The following is a 19227-nucleotide window of genomic DNA, read 5'->3' as shown; positions in this document are numbered from 1 at the left end:
TACTCCCGGCTATTTTTTCACCTTACCCAGATGCGCTTTGAGCGCGTTCAATCCGACCCAGATTTCATCTGCCCCCGCAAATTTTCTCATGTCCGTCGCGGAATACGTAATGACACAGGTCGGCGTCTCATCTATTTTATTTTCCTTGATGAGCGCGTTCATGAGGGGGAAAATTTTTTTTTCATCCAGCATTTTGAGAGCAATCTTTTCCCGCTGGAGATAACCCAGCAGGGCTTCTTCCGTTTGGATGCGTGAAACCTGCGCCGCTTCAAAAAGTTTTCTTCTCACGGACAAAATATTGTTTGCTCCGCCGTTGGCGCCCGCCGCATAAAGGTAATACCTGGCATACAGCGGCGTCGCCCGTGAAAACGGCACGTCAATAAATGTAATTCTGACTTTGCCCGTGGAAAGCAGCTCTTTAAACAGCGGTTCGGCCTTTGCATCAATGCGTTTGCAGGGCGGGCAGAAGTAGTCGGAAAACATGAGCACGTCATAGGGGCCCGACCCCAGAGACGGAACCACGCGTAATGTCTCTTGTCCATAGGCCGTTGTTACAGAACCTGACAAAGTCAGCAAAACAGCAAAACATCCCAAAACAGCGATTATCAATAATGGCAGCTTTTTAATCTTCACCACAGATAAATTTACCTCCCCGAATAAATAGAGTCATATTTCTCGCCGGTTTTCACACCGTGCAAATGGAATCTCATGATTAATATCGTCTGCCTTTGCGGCTGTTTCTCGTTTCATTGAGTTTTTCCGGATATCTCCCCACGCTGATAAAAGCAGCTCTGTCCCCGTCAGCCGCGCGAGCCTGATGGCGGATAGGACGATTGCCGGCTCCATGGATAATGATTTTATCCGTCATCATTACTTCCTGTCATCTGCAGAAAGATATCCCGTCCGAGACTTCTCAGACTTTCAACACCTTTCGGCTCGTGATCTAAAAGAGGAACGAAGATCATCAGTTTGTGGAACCGGGCTTCAATCTCGGCAAGATACCTCTCCTGCTGCTTTCGCCTTTTATCGAAAAAGTCATTGTGTCCTGCGTCGTTCGGCAGAATATAGTTGACGGCCAACGCCGCCGTATCTATGCCTACCTGCATTTTCAGATCTTCGGCTGCCCGCCAGGCCTCGACCATGGGCGTGTATTCGGGATACATGACAAAGACAAAGGCGCTCTTGTTCGGGTTGCGCATTTTTTCAATGACGTCGGCATATTTGTTCTGCGTGGCCTCCGAGGTCTGCTTCGTGAGCGTTCCCAGGTCGATAAATCCCTTCCAGTCGGTGGGAAGCTCGAGGAGACGCAGGGTGTGTCCCGTTGGCGCCGTATCGAAAACAGTGATGTCGTAACCGCCGGCCTCGAAGTAACTCATGAATTTCTCGAAGGCCGCCATCTCTTCGGCGCAGGGGGAATTCAAATCCTCCTCGATGGATTTTTTTGTTTCCTCGCTCTGGCCCTTGACGGCTTCCAGAATTCTTACTTTGTATTCTTCCAACGCCTGCCGCTGATCAATCCGTGCCGCATAAAGATTTTCCACGCCATTGATCTTCGAGGGCTCATGGTTGATGGCCTGACCGAAGATATCGTGCAAATGGGACGCCGGGTCCGTGGTGACAATGAGCGTCTTATACCCGTGGTCGGCCAGATACAGGGCGGACGTGCTGGCAATGGTGCTCTTGCCCACACCGCCTTTGCCGGTAAAGAAGATATACCGCCGACCGTTTAACGACTTTAATAAATCAAGGCCATTCGCCTTGCGATAGAACGACTGCGTGACCCCCATGTTTGTTGTCACAACCGATTCCTGGCTTTGACTTCCATCCTGTTTCCCGTCGTAAATAAAGTTTCCCACGTTGTGAAGGAGTGCGATTCCCGACACCTCGGCGTCACGCAGTGGATATAAGACCTTCTCCAATGCAGGAAACTCCGCAGCGATCCGCACGATGATTCCTTCCTCGTCCGCCTTTTTCTTCCGGAAAAAGTCATCTGTGCAGGCTTCCGCAGGCAGGATGCCGTTGATAATCAGAAAACTCGTGGCAATGTCCAGCTTGGATAGTTCTTCCGTGCTCCTTTTGGTTTCCAGAAGAGATGAATTTTCGGGTTTAAGAACAAATATAAAGGACGTCCGTTGGCGATCCTGAAGGTAAGAAATCGCCTTTTCGTACTTGGCTTTCTGGCTCTGGAGAGACGCTCCTGGTCCGATGCATGTGGCAGCGTTTTCGTTCAGTGTCTCTGTCCAACCGCTCGGCAGCTCCAGCAGGCGAATGGTATGCCCCGTCGGCGCCGTGTCGAAAACAACCACGTCGTAGCCGGGATCGTCCATAAATTCGATAAACTTGTCGAAGGCCGCAACTTCCTCCACGCAGGGACTCTTCAATTGCTCCCGGATGACATTCATGTTTTTTTCATCCAGCAATTCCTTCAGGGGGGCAACGATCCTTTCGCGGTATTCCTCCGATGCCGTATCAGGATTGATCTCCATGGCATGCAGGTTGTCTATCCCCTGAACAGGCGAAATCTTATGGCCGATCGGCTGGCTGAAGATATCCGACAAATTAGGCGCCGGATCGGTTGTGACCAGCAGCGTTTTATATCCCACTTTCGCAAGCCAGACTGCCGTGGCACAGCTCATCGTACTTTTGCCGACACCGCCCTTGCCGCTAAAAAATATATACTTAACCTGATTTTTGTCAGGTTTAATTAAATCCTTAATCATTTCTGTTTATCAATCCTCAATTTGCGCGGTTCATTTTTTCTTCGATAGCCGCTTTCAATTCCGCATAGGTCAGGTATTTTCGCCTGGCGATGAGGTCGCCGTTAATAGTTGTAATCGGCAGAATTTCCGGGCCGCTTTCCTTGACCAGCCGGGCAATTTCCGGATGTGACAGGAAAATGAGACTATTGAACGTCAAACTGGCCCGCATGATCGTTAATTGATCGCCATACTCGGTTTGCAGACGTTTCAGTGTTTCATTGAACGCTATCAGGGTCTGGTCCGGTTCCGGACCGCAGACGCCTGTCGAACAGCACATGGCTCCCTCATAAATGATCAATTCATTTTTCTTCATCAGGCCAACCACCTTTCCTTATTATTACTTTTCACACGCGCTTGCTGATGCTCCGGGCAGCAGCCGATTATACCAACCCTGTGAACGGTTGCAGATGTTACAGACCGAGAGCATCACCGGCACTTCCACCAGAACGCCTACCACGCAGGCCAGGGCGGCACCGGAACTTGGCCCGAAGAGTGTGATGGCCACCGCCACAGCCAGTTCAAAAAAGTTGCTCGCCCCAATGAGCGCGCCGGGCGACGCCACATTATGGGGTACTTTGAAAAAGCGCATGAGCAGGTAAGTCAGACTGGAATTAAAATAGACCTGAATGATAATGGGTATGGCAATCAGGATCACAGCGACCCATTTGGTCGTGAGGTTTTCCGCCTGAAATGCAAATATGAGCAAAAGCGTCAGGAGCAACGCAACAACGGTTACCGGATGAAAAAAAGGCAGAAATCGATTTTCAAACCATTCTTTGCCATAGATCTTTAATAAAGCGGTGCGTGTTATATAACCGGCTGCCAGAGGGATGACAATAAATACAACAACCGAAGTGATCAGTACTTTTGAGGGTACAATAACATCGGCTACTCCGAGGAGAAACATGACAATCGGCGCAAATGCGACCAGCATAATCAGATCGTTTACCGCAACCTGCACCAGCGTGTAAGCGGGGTCGCCGTCGGTCAGATACGACCAGACAAAAACCATGGCCGTGCAGGGCGCAGCAGCAAGGATAATGAGACCGGCGGTGTAACTCTTGGCCGTTTCCGGATCAACCCAGGCGGCAAATACATAATGAAAAAATATCCAAGCCAGCAAGGCCATGCTGAAGGGTTTGACCAGCCAGTTAACAAATAAAGTAACGAGCAGTCCTTTGGGCTTTTTCGCGATGCCACCCAGGGACCCGAAGTCGATCTTCAGCATCATGGGGAAAATCATGAGCCAGATGAGGATGGCAATGGGCACGTTAACCTGAGATCCTTCGCCGAATTCCAGCTTGCTCAGCGCCCCCACCAGATCGGGCATTAATTTGCCCACTGCAACGCCAACCACCATACAAATCAACACCCACAGGGTAAGATATCGTTCGAAGACGTTTAACCGCTTCGGCTCCGATCGGGGTATTTTCTGCTGCTTCATTTTTGCTGATTCTCCTTTCCTGTATGATATATTTTCTTAAATACAATGCATAGAAAAAAACCATGCCTCTTTTCTCATGAGGCTGCTATTTTATCCCTGCAGTTTGAGCCGCAAAAGCCAGCCACTCGCGGATTATTTTCCTGTCCGGAACAACGCCCGTGGAAACGATTTTCCTGTTGATCACAAGAGCCGGAAGCCCCATGACGCCGTACCGGGCGATCTCCTGCACATCGGTTATGTGCTCCAGGTCGCAGGCGAGATTCATCTCGGACATGATATCCCGCACAGTGTTTTCCAGAGACGTGCACTGGTAACAGCCGGGGCCTAAAATAACAACCCGCAACTCATCGGAGTGTTCTTCTTCGACATCCTGCCCCAGATATTTTTTGTATTCCCTGATGACCGCTGTGCTATAGGCCGGCAGCAGCTTGTCGGGGATATAATTCTTCCCGGCAATGCGCCGGATGATCTCTTGGGCAATTTCGGTCTCGTCGGCATCCTTCCTTACGGACCCGGCCGCTTCGCTGATGGCTTCATCAAGACCGATGACACCCGTGAGACGGCCGCCTACGCTGATTTGTCGAATTTTTGCCTGCATGGTCAAACTCCTGTAGAAAAGATGCGTCACGCCTGGTCGGAAAATAAGACCTTCAACTTATCTTTTATTTCATCGCGGACACGACGGAACTCACCTTCGATTTCCTCCTTCGTTCCGCAGGCCTTCGCCGGATCGTCAAAGCCAATATGCGTCTTTTTCGCCCCGCCGATATACAGCGGGCAGACTTCATTTGCGCTGCCGCAAAGCGTGATCACGTCATCAAAATGATGTCCATCGAATACCGAAAGATTCTTCGATTGATGTTTTGAAATATCAACCCCGATTTCTTTAAGCACTTCTATCGCCGTCGGGTTGACAAAAGAGGCCTGCGTACCCGCGGAAAATGCCTCAACGCGATCGCCGAAAAAATAGTTGGCAATGCCCTCTGCCATTTGTGAACGGCAGGAGTTGGCGCTGCATAAAAACAAGACCCTTTTTTTCATCATGTTCCCCTTTAACGCTTAAATCCAATTCAGTGCAGCCAGATAAACACCGCCCAATATCACAAGAACACCGCAAATCTTTTTCAGGATAACCGCACCTCTTGATTTTTCCGTCCAGTGGAGATAGTGCTGAACTGCCTCTGTAAAGGTTCCGGCAAAAACCAGAACCGCGCAGTGCCCGATGCCATAGGCCAGTAGCAGGGACAGGGCAAAAACAATTTTTGTGGACGCCATGCTGAAAACAACTCCCAACATAGTGGCCATGTAGGCAAATGTACAGGGCCCCAGAGCAATGCCGAATAAAAGTCCCAGCGCAAAAGCGGCCAGCAATCCTTTGCGCTGATATTTCGGGTTCGCTCCGCCTTCCATAAAAGGAAGTGGCAGGATGCCCAGCAAATTAAGACCAATGGCAAAAAAAATAACAGCTACAAAATAATTGCCGTAGCCGCCGATATCACCCATCATTCGTCCCAACAATCCGGTAATGAGTCCGATAACGCCAATCGTGATCAGAATACCCAATCCGAAGAGCAGCGAAAGAACAAAGGCCCGCCGCGTGGTGATGTTGCCCTGCCCGTCGATGAAACCGACAATCAGGGGAATGCATGCGATATGACAGGGCGACAAAATGACCGAAAGCACCCCCCATACAAAAGCCGCACCGATGGCGATTTCAGGTGATTGCGTCAAAGCCTGCGACAACCAGGTGAAAAGATCAACAATCATTTACTTGACTCCCTGCTTTTTCAAAACCGAGACGAGATCATCCTTCGGAAAGTATCCTTCATGACGGAAATATTCCTTGCCGTCCTTGTCCAGAAAAACCTGCGTGGGAATCATGCGAATATGATATTTTTCAGCGTCCATCCGCCCTTGCTGCGTCCAGACATCGTGAAAAACAACCTTAACCTGCCCTTGATATTCTTCTTCCACGGCTTTCATAATCGGCTGCATGGCCTTGCAGGGAATGCACCTGGCGGCTCCGATTTCGACAAACGTGACCAAAACTTTGCCCGCCTTTACTCCTGTCTGATTACTCGCTTTTGCCGCCGCCGACTTTCCGGTTCTATTCTGAGCAAAAGCCCGGCTGTAATCCAGCGCAGTGAAAGTGAAGGCCGCTATTGTCAGCAACGCCAGGATCCCCATTATTTTTGAACGCAAAGTCATCCATCATCTCCTTAAGTTTTTTCAGTCCATTTCTATCATGCTGGTTCAAACCCGTTCCATAAACCGCAACAACCATCAGCTTTTGAGTTTCGAATACAGACCCTTCAGGCGTGTTTCATAAATCTGCCGGATACCCTGCTCTTCTTCACCCAGCGGCTTGACGGGAATAAGATTGACTACCTCGTCATACTCACGTCCGCTTTTGAGCAATGTCTTTGCAGCCCCTTTGATCATTTCATACAACGCCTGATCCGTTTCTTTTTGCGTCAGACCGAAAGAACCGCCAAGTGTGCGTAGTTGCTGCAACTGGAACCAGAAATAGGTCGGCCCCATCGCGGAAAGAATCGCGTAGGCTTCGAGTTTTTCTTCGTCCACTTCCGGGCTTTCACCCCATATTTTGAAAAGGTGTAAAAGACTGCTTCGCTCATTCTCGCTTAAAGCCGGAGCGAAGCAAACAGGGTTATACCCCTCATGGATAACAGACGGCGCATTGGGAATCATCCGGACAATTCTGGTAAAGCCGCCCAATGCCGATGACATTTTTTCCATGGATATTTTCGGCGCAAGGGATATAAAAAAAGCGGAGGATTTCAGTTTACCCTTTATTTCATCAAGGACGGCGGCAATGGCCGGCGGATGCAGCGCCAGAAACACCAGATCGCAGGATGACGGCTTGCTGTTATCCGCAAGGGCTGTTTCGATATGTGAATATTTCTTTTTTAGACTTTCTAACACTGCTGCATTATTGTCGCTGACCCATACCTTTTTCGGGAGTTTACCCTGATTATTCCATGCTTCCATGAACAATTGCGTGATCCGGCCACCGCCGATAAAACCGACTGATAGATCTTTCATATCAAGTTTTCCGCCCATCTTTTCTCCCCCATTTTTTATTTTTACGTTCACCAGGCAACATGATGCAAGACTGCCTGCTGATTATTTTTGCTAATAAATCCAGTTAAACAGAAATCCTACAATCATAATGCCTGTGGCAACGACACTGACAAAAATAATAATAAGCGGCAGTTTGATAACTTTCTTCAATATAATCATTTCGGGCAGCGAAAGACCAATGGTTGACATCATAAAGGCCAGCGCGGTACCGAGAGCGGCGCCCTTTCCGAGCAATGCCTGAAGAATCGGGATAATGCCGGCTGCGTTGGAATAGAGCGGTACGCCGATGAGGACGGCCAGAGGAACCGACCACCAGGCGTCTTTGCCCATGAAGGAGGCCATGAAGTTTTCCGGCACGTACCCGTGAACAGCAGCGCCGACCGCAATACCCGCCACAATGTAAATCCAGACCTTGGAAACAATATCCACCACAGCCGTATAGCCCGCCTGGATTCTGTCGTGAAAGGTGACTGTTTCTTCCGCCAGCTGAAAATCACCGGCTTTTATTTCATAAACCCATTCCTCGACGAAGCGCTCTACCTTAAGCTTGCCGATCACCCAGCCGGAAACAATCGCGATAATCAAACCGGTACCTGCATAAAGCAGGGCCGTTTTCCAGCCGAAAAGTCCGAAGAGCAAAACCAGCGCGACTTCGTTGATCATGGGAGCGGCGACCAGAAAAGAAAACGTAACACCCAGGGGAATGCCGCTTTCTACAAATCCAATGAAGAGGGGAATGGCAGAACAGCTGCAAAAGGGCGTTACTACACCCAGTGAGGCAGCCATGATGTTACCGATAAAAAGCGGTTTTCCTTCCAGCGCTTTTCTGGTTTTTTCCGGCGAGAAATAAGACCGGATAATTCCCACAACAAAAACGATGACCGTCAGCAGAATCATGACTTTGGGCGTGTCGTAAAGGAAAAACCGAATCGCTTGAGTCAAGTGCGATGATTTATCCAAACCCAAAATATTATAAACCAGATAATCGACCCCTGGATCCAAAAAGATATAAATGATAATCGCCAGCGGTATCAGCAGAAAGGGAATATACGTCCGTTTATTGGACTTGTCATTATCAGGCGCGACGCAACACTCAGCCATTTTGATTGATCCTTTCAGTTACTGCCCAGCAGTTGTTTGATTTCCGCAGAAGATGGGAGTTTGCCCGCAACCTTTACATTCCCGTCAATGACCAGCGCCGGCGTTGTCATAACACCGTACCCCATGATTTTTTTAATATCGTCAACCTTGGATATGTCCGCTGAAATCCCTTCCGCTTTGACGGCTTCCCTGACCATCTCTTCCAACTTATGACATTTTGCACAGCCCGTTCCCAATATTTCTATTTTCAATTTGAACCTCCTATTTTCTGCAGGATTTCATAATTATTTTGTGATCTTCAGCTTTTGCGGTCAACACATCTTCCACACAGCCGATGAAATTCATGATGCAGGGACATCGCAGCGAATAGTAAATGCAATTGGCCCTTTTTTCATCCGTCACCAGACCGGCGTTTTTCAGCACGCTCAAGTGCTTGGAGACCGTGGACGTGTCCGCGCCGATCATATCCGTCAATTCACCAACGCAACGCTCGTTTTTGTTCAGTTCTTCGATAATCAATAAACGGCTGGGGTGAGCCATCGCCTTGATGATTGCCGCCCGCGCCTCATACTGAGGCTTGATGGAACTTTTCATTGCACGTCCTCCCTTGTCGTATTTGGCCATATAGCCAAATAGCCATGATGTGTCAAGATAAATTTTAACTTTTCTCAGGAGCAGGGATGAAATTTTAAGATTCATCCGGTTATTGCATACTTCCTGAAACAGAATGTCAGAAAAAGATAAAAACGCGCAAAAGAGCTTGGCGTTTCTCCAGGTGGAAATATCATGATTCATGGCATTAAAAATGGGTTAGGTTGGTTTGGTTTGATTCACGCTTGGTTAGACTGGACAAAAGGCTGCATAGCCGTTACAAATAAAGGAATTAAAGAAGTATATAAGTTGGTTCCAAGTGGCACGCTTGTGGAAATCCGACCATAAGAGCAAATAGATCTCTCAACCCGATCGCCGCTACCGGCGCTCCGGCTGATTTCTTCATTACCCGTGAAACAATATATTGCAATATGTTGCATTATGATATATTATGCACCATAAAAGAATTCTGGAGGAAATATATGCCTACAGCGGTTAGAATTTCAGAAGAACTAGTTAATGAGGCGAAGAGATTTAGTCGCATCGATCACAGGTCGCTTGCAGGTCAAATCGAACACTGGGCACGTTTGGGAAAGTGTGCTGAAGAAAATCCAGACTTGCCGTATTCTCTTATTAAAGAAATCTTGTTCGGACTGGATGAATTGGATCAGGGTGAGAAAACAGAATACAAGTTTGGATAGGTTAAAATGAAAATCTATCAATCAAAATTATTTGAGAAAAAAGTTAAGAAGATGACTAAAGCCGAAAAAGAAGCTTTAGACCGTGAGGTAAAGAATATTGCCGAGAAGCCGAATATTAGCGAAGAGAAAAAAGGAGATTTGAGGGGCGTATTTGTCCATAAATTCAAACTTAAAGCAAATTTATATTTGTTGGCATATCGGAAAGCCGACAAAGATTTAGAACTTGTCATGGTCGGCTCTCATGAAAATTATTATAGTGATCTCAAAAGCTACTTAAAAAGCAAATAAATCGGGCAAAAAAGTCGCTCAAGCCGATCGCAGCGCCGGGAGCGCTGCTCCGGCTCACTTCGACGTTGATCTTTCGAATGGAAATCATCAATATCAGGATTTTTGAAAGTCATTTGTTTGTACGTGAAAGAGATAAAAGGACGCATCAACCGGATGAACCAATTTTAATTCAGAGGGTCAAAACCCGGCATGAGCCGGGCTTTACTGACAGAACAAGCATTACTTCTTTTTCAGCGCTTCGGCAAAAGGATTGTTGAAAGGCTTGGGGGCTTCCCTGCCTTTCTTTTTTTCCGGCCTCTTTTCCTGCCGTCCGGACGTGATTTTTCGATCTCCGGCGGCTGCCGCCTCGCCGCTATGCTCCGGCTTATTCTTCTCTCCCGGCGCTTTTTTCATAGAAAGGGAAATCCGCTTCCGTTGTGCATCCACGGCCAGAACCGTCACCTCAATTTTCTGGCCGACCTTCACCACATCCGCAGGGGTCTTGACATACCGGTCGGCCATCTCACTTAAATGAACCAGACCGTCCTGATGAACCCCGATATCCACAAATGCACCAAATGCCGTGATGTTCGTGACCACGCCGGTCAGCTTCATGCCGGAAATTAAATCCGTTATTTTGTTGATGCCTTCGGCGAAAACAACATTTTCAAATTGACGCCGGGGGTCGCGCCCCGGCTTGGCCAACTCCGACATAATGTCTTTTAAAGTGGGCAATCCGACCTTATCGGTTACATAGTTGGACAAAACTATCTTTTGCCGTCTTGCCTCATCCGCCATCAAATCCACGACGGAGCAACCCTGATCCGCTGCCATTTTTTCGACAATCGCGTAACTCTCCGGATGAACAGCCGCGGCATCCAGGGGGTTCACGCTTTCACGAATACGCAAAAAACCGGCGGATTGTTCAAAGGCCTTCGGACCAAGGCGCTTCACGCTTTTGAGCGCATCACGTGTCGGAAACGGACCGTTTTCGTTGCGATGACTGACGATGTTTTCCGCAAGCGTTGCACCCAGACCGGACACATAGGAAAGAAGCTGAACGCTGGCCGTATTCACTTCTACACCCACCGCATTAACACAACTCACGACTACGTCATCCAGGCACTGCTGCAGCAAACCCTGATCCACATCATGCTGATACTGGCCCACGCCAATGGCTTTCGGCTCGATTTTCACCAACTCCGCCAGTGGATCCATCAGACGGCGGCCAATGGAAACCGCCCCGCGCACGGTGATATCCTGATCGGGAAATTCGGCCCTTGCCGCATCCGATGCGGAATAAACCGACGCTCCGCTTTCATTGACCATGACCACCAGAATTTCTTTGGGCAGATCCAGACTCCGTAAAAAACTTTCCGTCTCGCGCCCGGCTGTGCCGTTGCCTACGGCAATGGCTTCAATTTCAAATTTTTTGCACAAAGCCACGACGGTCCGCCCCGCTTCGTCACGCGTTTTCTCCGACATGAGCGGAAAGATGGTTTCATGATGAAGCAGCTTTCCCTGAGCGGAAAGACAGACCGTCTTGCATCCGGTGCGGAAACCGGGATCGATCGCCAGGATGGCCTTTTGCCCCATCGGCGGTGCCAGGAGCAACTGACGCAGGTTATCGGCAAACACCCGGATGGCGGTTTCATCAGCGCGTTTCTTCGTTTCCATCCGGGTCTCTGTTTCCATGGAAAGTGAAAGCAGTCGTTTATAACTGTCGCGTACCGCCAGTTTCACCTGATTTGCAGCTTCGTTGGCGCCGCGGATAAACAGCTCTTCCAGTATCAGCAGAGCCTCTTCATCCGGCGGCATGATCGAGAGCGTCAGAAATTCCTCTCGCTCACCCCGGCGCATCGCCAGCACCCGGTGGGAAGGCGCGGTGGCAACCGGCTCTTCCCAGTCGTAATAGTCTTTGTACTTAATGCCTGATTCCAATTTATCGGGCAGGACCTTCGACCGGATCATACCTTTATTCCAGAAAAGGTCGCGCATTTTAGCCCGGGCGCCTGTATCTTCATTCACCCACTCCGCAATGATATCGCGGGCGTAGGCGAGAGCGTCATCCACCGTTGCCACGCCCTTGTCTTCACTTACAAACAAAGCGGCTTCCGCGGCCACATCAAGGTCTTCCTGCGCAAATATTTTAGCAGCAAGTTCTTCCAGCCCCTTCTCCCGGGCAATGGTCGCGCGCGTCCGGCGTTTGGGACGAAACGGCAAATAAATATCTTCCAAAACGGACATTGTTTCAGCGGAGACAATTTTGGCTTCCAGTTCTTCCGTCAGTAAATTGCGTTCCGTAAGCGACTTCACAATGGCTGAACGCCGGTTCTCCAGTTCTTCCAGTTCGGTAAGCCGGTCACGAATGGCTGTGATAACAACTTCATCCAACATTCCGGTCACTTCCTTGCGGTAGCGTGCAATGAAGGGAACCGTAGCTCCTTCGGCAATCATCAGAGCGGTATCAGCGACTTGTTTTGCAGTAATATCGAGTTCCTGTGCAATCTTTTCGTATCGAAGCGAAATCATATTCTTCCCTTTGCGGTTTTAAGTGGAGCGGGAGCCTTACCACAGCCGGCCAAGGGATGCAATCGGCCGTTTATGTTTTGGCCTTGTTCAGCCGATACACATTATAATTAAAGCTTGCGTCCGGCGGCGAAAATCAGTTAATGTTGAAACACAGTTGAACAGGTGACCAAACGATGACTTCGAAACGCAAAGCTGATCGCGTTGCAAAAATTCTTGATTCCCTTGAAAATGCCGCCGCCGGTGATTATTCCGCAAAACTTGATTTTGCCTCGGAAAACGACGATCTCGGCCTCATCGCGGCCGCCGTCAATAAGCTTCTGCAAAAAACAGAAAAAAGTCTTCTATCCTCTCTGCAAACAACTCCCGGGCTGACTGAAGATGCCGGGCGTTACCGTCATATCCTTGACAACATTGAAGAATCCTATTTTGAAGTTGACCTCAAGGGTAATATCAACTTCGTAAATGACACGGTCATCCGGGATCTGGGCTATTCTCAGGAAGAACTCCGCGGAATTAATTTTCATAATCTTGTTGATGAAACCAATGCTAAAAAGCTCTACGAAGTTTTCCACCAGGTGTTTCTGACCGGACAATCCGTCAAAGTCTTTGATTGGGAAATTCTGAAAAAAAATAAAGGGAAAATCGATGTGGAATCATCAGTTGCCCTGCTGCGCGACCGCACAGGCAAACCTGTCGGTTTTCGAGGCGTAGTCCGGGATATCTCGCAGCGCGTAAAGGCCCGGAAAGACCTGCAGCAGAGTGAGGAGAAGTATCACACGATTCTGGACATCATGGATGAAGGCTACATCGAGCAGGACCTGAAAGGCAGCCTAACCTTTGCCAACGATGCAGCCTGCCGGCTGATGGGCTATCCGCGCGAACAGTTGATCGGCATGCATTACAATGATTATCTCACGCCGGCAGTCGCTCAAAAAATGAAGGATGTCTTCGGCGGAGTCTATCGCACAGGCCTTCCAGACCGCCTTGTCGATTATAATCTTGTGCGCCCGAACGGAACAGTCATCACCTATGAGATCAATGTCGCCCTGAAACGCGACGCCTCGGAAAAACCCTGCGGCTTCCTGGTTCTGATCAGAGATGTCTCTTTGCGCAAGAAAGCGGAAGAAGAAAAACGTTTAAGCGAAGAGAAGTATCGCACCATCCTGGAGATCATGCAGGAAGGTTATTTTGAAACAAACCTCAGCGGCATCCTTACGTTTGTGAACGATGCCGGTTGTAAACTTGTGGGCTATCCGCGCGAGGAGATCATCAATAGAAATTATAGCCACTACTCATCCCCCGAAACGGCCAAGCGCGTGGTCGAGATTTATCGCAACATCCTCAAAAATGACACGCCTGTGTTTATGTTTGACTATGAGGTAATTCAGAAGAATGGATCGATCCGGGTCCATCAGCAAAATGTCGCGCTGATGCATGATGAATCGGGCCGGCCAAAAGGATTTCACACGCTCGTCAGAGACGTAACCGAGCTTAAAAAGGCGGAGGCCGCCCTGCGCAAGAGTGAAGAGAAATACCGTAACATTCTTGAAAACATGGAAGAAACCTACCTGGAAATGGATATCCGGGGAAATTTTATCTTCTTTAATGATTCGCTGTGTCGTGTGCTTGGCTATTCCCGCGATGAGCTGCAGGGAGTCAGTTTCAAACTGCTCTCCCCGCAGGAAAACTGGCAAGTTAAAGCCTTTAAGGAAATCTACCGTACGGGCAAGACTCAATATTTCAATGAACATAAGATGATCAGGAAAGACGGTTCCATCATCTATCTCGATATGACCTTTTCGCGGCTATGTTCATCCGACGGAACCCCGACAGGCTTCGGCGGTTTCGGCAGGGACGTAACCGAAAGGGTCATGGCAAGCAGAATAATAAAAGAAAACGAACTGCATCTTCGCCTGATCACGGACAATATTCGCGACGTCATCTGGACGCTGGACTTCAACTGGAACTATACCTACCTGAGCCCGTCCGTTTTCCATCTAACCGGTTTCACAGCGGAAGAAGTTATGTCCATGCCGCTCAAAGCCATTTTGCCGCCCCATATATTCAAAGAGATTGAAAGCCGGCTGGCTAATGAACTGGCCAGAGAAGCAAGAGGAGACGCCCCTTCCGGTCCAAATGTCAGAACGCTTGAACTGCAGATGATGCACAAAACGGGAAAGCCGGTCTGGGTTGAAGTCAGCGCCAGCTTCACCCGGGATGAAAACGGCAAACCGCTGGAAATCGTCGGGGTCACGCGGGATATTTCCGAACGCAGGAAAGCTGAAGAAGCCCTGCGGGAAAGTGAAACCTTGTACCGCAAAGCGCTGGAAACAACCAGCGACGGCGTCTCCATCGTCCAGGACGGCAAATATGTTTATATTAACCCGCAGTTTTTGCGGACCATGAACATCCCGGACAATCAACTTGTAGAAAATGAGCTGGGCGTTTTTGTGCATCCCGACGACAGCAAAATGTTAAAATATTATTACGCAAAGAGGCTCCGGGGAGAACCGACGCCCGGTAAACACGAGATACGCGTCATCAAACCGGATCAAACGATGATGTATCTCCATGTAACATCCGTAGATATTGTCTATCGCGGGAAACCGGCCCTGCTCAATTTCATGCAGGATATTACGACAAGGAAGCTGGCCGAAGACGCTTTGAAGGAAAGCGAAAGACGCTACCGGCTCATGGTGGAGAACTCCAACGATGTCGTCTGGAGAATTGGTCTGGATTTAAGCATTCTCTATGTCAGTCCCTCCAATGATCGTCTTTCCAGTTACACAACGGAAGAAATCATGGCCATGTCGCTTGGCGACTTCATGTCTAAAGACTCTTACAACCGGGCCGCGCAAATTCTGGCCGAAGAACTGCTGGCGGAAGAAAGCGGCCAACCTGTCGATCTCAACCGGTCCCGCGAACTGGAAATGGAAATCTTTACCAAAGACGGCAAAACATTATTATTCGATGTCATAACCACATTCAACCGCGACGTAAGCGGCAAACCGACGGAAATTCTCGCCGTCGGCAGAAATATTACCGAACGCAGACAAATGGAAAAAGCGCTGGCTGAAAGCGAAGCGCGCTACCGGATGATTGTCGAGAACATGCACGACAGTATCTCGATCATGGATATAAATTTTCAATACACCTATCAAAGCCCTTCGGAAGTCAGGCTCACAGGGTTTACGCCGGAAGAAATTATGCGCATCCCGCTCAAGGATCAGATGACGCCTGCATCCTACGAACTGGCCGAAAAAACTCTGATCCGGGAGCTTGAACTGGAAGAAAGCGGCAAACCCGTTGATCCTCACCGCTCAGTAACTATGGAACTGGAAGCTTATCACAAAAACGGCGGCACCATCTGGGAAGAATCGACGACGACCTTCCAACGGGATGAAAACGGAAAGCCCATCGGTTTAATCGCGACCAGCAGGGATATTACCGCCCGCAAAAAAGCGGAAATGGCACTGGCGGAAAATGAAAGACGCTACCGGCTCATGGCCGAAAACGTCAACGACGTCATCTGGACCATTGATATGGACATGCAGTTTACCTACGTCAGTGAATCCAGCACCCAGGTGACCGGTTATACGCCGGAAGAAGCGAAACGAACTCCCTTGAGCCGACTGCTCACACCAGAATCTTATATTCGCGCATCACAGAGACTGGCGGATGAACTGGCTCTGGAAAGAAGCAGTCGACCATTTGACCGCAACAGGGCTATCACGCTGGAGGTTGAGGCCATGCATAAAGACGGCAGCATCCTCTGGCTGGAAATCACCGGCACATTCAACCGGAACGATAAAGGCGAAATTACGGAAATCCTGATCATGGGCAGAAACTTTACCCAGCGCAAAAAAGCCGAACAGGCGTTGGCCGAAAGTGAAAAACTCTACCGGATGATTGTCGAGAATATGCAAGACGTCATCTGGATCATGGATTTCAATCTCCAATACAAATACCGCAGCCCCTCCAGTATGCACATCACCGGCTATACGGTGGATGAAATGATGGCCATTCCGCCTAAAGATATCATGACACCGGAATCCTACGCCCGGGCCGAAAAAATACTTCTGGAAGAACTGGCCAATGAGCAAAGCGGTCTGGCATTAGATCACCGCCGGGCCAGAACAATGGAGCTGGAAATTTACCGGAAAGACGGGGGGATTGCCTGGATCGAGGTCACGGCCACTTTTAACCGGAATGAAAAAGGCGAGGCCGTTGAAATCCTGCTGGCCGCCAGAGACATTGTGGCGCGCAAAAAGATTGAAGAGGCTCTGCGCGAAAGCGAAAAGCGGTATCGAATGATTGTCGAAAACGTCCACGACAGCATTTCGCTTTTTGATTTAAACTTTGAATACATCTATGTCAGTCCGTCGGAAATCAGGATCACAGGATATACGCCGGAAGAAATCATGAAATTGCCGGTTAAGGATCGGATGACACCTGCATCTTATGCCATGCTGGAAAAAGCCCTGGCGGAAGAATTGGAGCTCGAAGCAAGCGGCAAACCGATCGATCCCAGCCGCTCCCGGACGCTGGAGCTGGAAGTCATTCACAAAAACGGCGGCTCGGTCCTGATGGAGTTAACGGCCACCTTCAACCGGAATGAAAGCGGCCAACCGGTGGGAGTGATGGTCAGCAGCCGCAACATTACGGAAAAAAGAAAAGCCCAGGAAGAGTTGAAAAAAAGCGAGCAGCGTTACCGGATGATTATTGAAAACATGCACGAGATTATCTGGACCACTGACTTGAATTTCCACTACACCTATATCAGTCCCTCCTGTTTGTGGGTTTTGGGCTACACACCCGAAGAAATTGCAGGCTTTCCCATGGAACAGATCCTGACACCGGAATCCGCTTTGCTGGCTCAGACCACAGTGGCGGAAGAAATAACCCGTGAATTCAGCGGCGAACCCGTTGACCCTTATCGATCCAGAACGATCGAACAGGAATTGTATCATAAAAACGGCGGCACAGTCTGGCTGGAGGTCACGGCCACCTTTACCCGCGACGAAAAAGGCCGGCCCGATGGCATGCTTATGGCCGGGCGGGAGATCACGGCGCGGAAAAAGGCCGAAGAAGAAAAAGACAAGCTGGAACTTCAGCTGATACAGGCCCAGAAAATGGAAGTCGTCGGACGTCTGGCCGGAGGTGTAGCGCATGATTTCAACAACATGCTCGGCGTCATCCTGGGTTATGTGGATCTGGCAAAATTGCGTCTGGCGAAACAGCATCCGGTTTTAAAGGATATTGAGGAAATCGAGAAAGCCGCCATCCGCTCCCGCGACATCACCACTCAGCTTTTGGCTTTTTCCCGCAAACAGATTATCGAACCTAAAATCATCGACTTGAATGATCTGATTGTTCATACGCAAAAGGCGTTGATCCGCCTGATCGGCGAGGATATCGAGTTGAAATTCCATCCGGCCGAGAATCTCTGGGCCATCAAGTTCGATCCGTCACAGGTTGAGCAGATTCTCATCAATCTGGCGGTCAATGCCCGCGACGCGATGCCTGACGGAGGCAAACTGACCATTGAAACCGCCAATCTCGTTCTTGATGCCCTCTATTGCAGAAATCACATAGGCTTTACACCCGGCCATTACGTCCGCCTGTCTTTCAGCGACAACGGCATGGGCATGGATAAAGAAACCGTTCAATATATTTTTGAACCTTTCTTTACAACCAAAGAGGTGGGGAAAGGCACGGGGCTGGGCCTGGCTACCGTTTACGGCATTGTCAAACAAAACAACGGATTTATCAATGTATACAGTGAACCGGGACGTGGAACAACTTTCAGTCTTTACCTGCCGCATACCAATGAGGCGGGAAATGTCCGGGATGCAGCCGCAGAAGAACCGGAAATCGCGGGCCAGGGAAACATCCTGCTGGTGGAAGATGATACCATGGTTCTCCAGATCACCAAAGGAATGCTGGAATCCATCGGCTATGGTGTAACGGCTATATCAAGCCCTCTGGAGGCCATATCGCTTTTCAAAAACGCCGACAAAGCTTTTGATCTGGTGATTACCGATGTGGTAATGCCCGGTCTCAGCGGAAAAGACTTGAGAGAAAGACTGGTTGCGATACGACCGGATATCAGAGTGCTCTTCATGTCCGGATATACGGCTGACGTCATCGCCCGCCACGGCGTGCTGGAGGAAGGTGTGCAATTCTTACAGAAACCTTTCACCATCAAGTCTCTTTCCGGTAAAGTGAGAGACGTCATGGCCAGGACGCATTAGTGTATTGCGTCAATAACGTTTATCCCTGTCATTCAAAAATACATATTCCTGATCGTAAATCCTGTCAGAAAAATTTATTCCAGCCGGTTTTTGTGACGGTGAATCATCCGCCAATTTTTCTACATATCGTTCAAGCCGATTGAACATTTCATTGAAAGAAAGATGGAAATAAATGATTTATGGCATGAGGCGTCCGGTGGGGCAATCGTTAAATAATGATGAGTATCCGATATTTGCAAATATCTTTTGCACGCCGTTCAAAGATGGCACGGTCTTTTCATTAGTATAAAGGCAATTGCATACAACGGGTGCAAACCCTAAACAAACACAGGAGGCAACAGATCATGAAAAAGACATTAGGAACCATCGTAGCGGCAGCGGCAGTAGTACTTTTAACAGCAACATTCGGTTTTGCGGAATACGCGGCGGCGGGAGCGGCGAATTTCCCGTATTTTCAACTGGGATGCCTGATCGTA

General features: G+C 49.1%; 17 protein-coding genes. 4 read left to right on the top strand and 13 right to left on the bottom strand.

The annotated features are described in order from the left end of the window. Positions 1-9 precede the first annotated feature (9 nt). The 12 genes from CVU71_00085 to CVU71_00030 all read right to left on the bottom strand — a co-directional run bounded on the left by CVU71_00085 (position 10) and on the right by CVU71_00030 (position 9000). The gene (locus CVU71_00085; protein ID PKN20234.1) at positions 10-636 is read right to left on the bottom strand and encodes a hypothetical protein; all 627 of its coding nucleotides are present in this window, start codon (positions 634-636) and stop codon (positions 10-12) included. A gap of 221 nt (positions 637-857) precedes the next feature. Next, a complete protein-coding gene (locus tag CVU71_00080; protein ID PKN20233.1) occupies positions 858-2720 on the bottom strand; it encodes an arsenic-transporting ATPase in 1863 nt (620 codons plus the stop codon). Positions 2721-2736: 16 nt separating this feature from the next. Beyond that, on the bottom strand, positions 2737-3072 hold the full coding sequence (locus CVU71_00075) for an arsenical resistance operon transcriptional repressor ArsD (protein PKN20232.1): 336 nt from the start codon (positions 3070-3072) through the stop codon (positions 2737-2739). Between the two features lie 24 nt (positions 3073-3096). Beyond that, entirely contained in the window at positions 3097-4203 is a 1107-nt protein-coding gene (arsB, locus tag CVU71_00070) for an arsenical-resistance protein (protein ID PKN20231.1), read from the bottom strand. 85 nt (positions 4204-4288) lie between these two features. After that, positions 4289-4801 carry a hypothetical protein gene (locus tag CVU71_00065; GenBank protein PKN20230.1) on the bottom strand — a complete coding sequence of 171 codons (513 nt, stop codon included), beginning with the start codon at positions 4799-4801 and terminating at the stop codon, positions 4289-4291. Positions 4802-4827: 26 nt separating this feature from the next. Then, the gene (locus CVU71_00060; GenBank protein PKN20229.1) at positions 4828-5244 is read right to left on the bottom strand and encodes an arsenate reductase; all 417 of its coding nucleotides are present in this window, start codon (positions 5242-5244) and stop codon (positions 4828-4830) included. Positions 5245-5262: 18 nt separating this feature from the next. Beyond that, entirely contained in the window at positions 5263-5970 is a 708-nt protein-coding gene (locus CVU71_00055) for a cytochrome C biogenesis protein (protein ID PKN20228.1), read from the bottom strand. Continuing rightward, positions 5971-6390, bottom strand: a complete 420-nt coding sequence (locus CVU71_00050) for a thioredoxin (GenBank protein ID PKN21013.1) — start codon at positions 6388-6390, stop codon at positions 5971-5973. It abuts the gene before it with no gap. 96 nt (positions 6391-6486) lie between these two features. Beyond that, the gene (locus tag CVU71_00045) at positions 6487-7284 is read right to left on the bottom strand and encodes a pyrroline-5-carboxylate reductase (protein PKN20227.1); all 798 of its coding nucleotides are present in this window, start codon (positions 7282-7284) and stop codon (positions 6487-6489) included. A gap of 72 nt (positions 7285-7356) precedes the next feature. Continuing rightward, entirely contained in the window at positions 7357-8406 is a 1050-nt protein-coding gene (locus CVU71_00040; protein ID PKN20226.1) for a hypothetical protein, read from the bottom strand. A gap of 14 nt (positions 8407-8420) precedes the next feature. After that, positions 8421-8657 (bottom strand): thioredoxin family protein, encoded by a 237-nt coding sequence (locus CVU71_00035; protein ID PKN20225.1) that lies wholly within the window; start codon positions 8655-8657, stop codon positions 8421-8423. A gap of 10 nt (positions 8658-8667) precedes the next feature. Then, a complete protein-coding gene (locus CVU71_00030; protein PKN21012.1) occupies positions 8668-9000 on the bottom strand; it encodes a transcriptional regulator in 333 nt (110 codons plus the stop codon). Between the two features lie 192 nt (positions 9001-9192). Here CVU71_00030 and CVU71_00025 point away from each other — a divergent pair, with 192 nt between their 5' ends. From CVU71_00025 to CVU71_00015, 3 genes are all read left to right on the top strand, one after another. Continuing rightward, positions 9193-9345 carry a hypothetical protein gene (locus CVU71_00025; GenBank protein PKN20224.1) on the top strand — a complete coding sequence of 51 codons (153 nt, stop codon included), beginning with the start codon at positions 9193-9195 and terminating at the stop codon, positions 9343-9345. 134 nt (positions 9346-9479) lie between these two features. Then, entirely contained in the window at positions 9480-9698 is a 219-nt protein-coding gene (locus CVU71_00020; protein PKN20223.1) for a hypothetical protein, read from the top strand. 6 nt (positions 9699-9704) lie between these two features. Further along, a complete protein-coding gene (locus tag CVU71_00015; GenBank protein ID PKN20222.1) occupies positions 9705-9986 on the top strand; it encodes an addiction module toxin RelE in 282 nt (93 codons plus the stop codon). A gap of 219 nt (positions 9987-10205) precedes the next feature. On the opposite strand, the gene CVU71_00010 is transcribed toward CVU71_00015, so the two are convergent. Beyond that, on the bottom strand, positions 10206-12497 hold the full coding sequence (locus tag CVU71_00010) for an RNA-binding transcriptional accessory protein (protein ID PKN20221.1): 2292 nt from the start codon (positions 12495-12497) through the stop codon (positions 10206-10208). A gap of 173 nt (positions 12498-12670) precedes the next feature. Between CVU71_00010 and CVU71_00005 the strand changes: the two genes are divergently transcribed. Beyond that, positions 12671-18751: a hypothetical protein gene (locus CVU71_00005; GenBank protein ID PKN20220.1), complete on the top strand. Its 6081-nt coding sequence runs from the start codon at positions 12671-12673 to the stop codon at positions 18749-18751. The last annotated feature ends 476 nt before the right edge of the window (positions 18752-19227 follow it).

The organism is Deltaproteobacteria bacterium HGW-Deltaproteobacteria-6, from assembly GCA_002840435.1.
Classification (GTDB): Bacteria; Desulfobacterota; Syntrophia; order Syntrophales; family Smithellaceae; genus UBA8904.
This window is presented reverse-complemented; position numbering and strand designations above follow the sequence as displayed.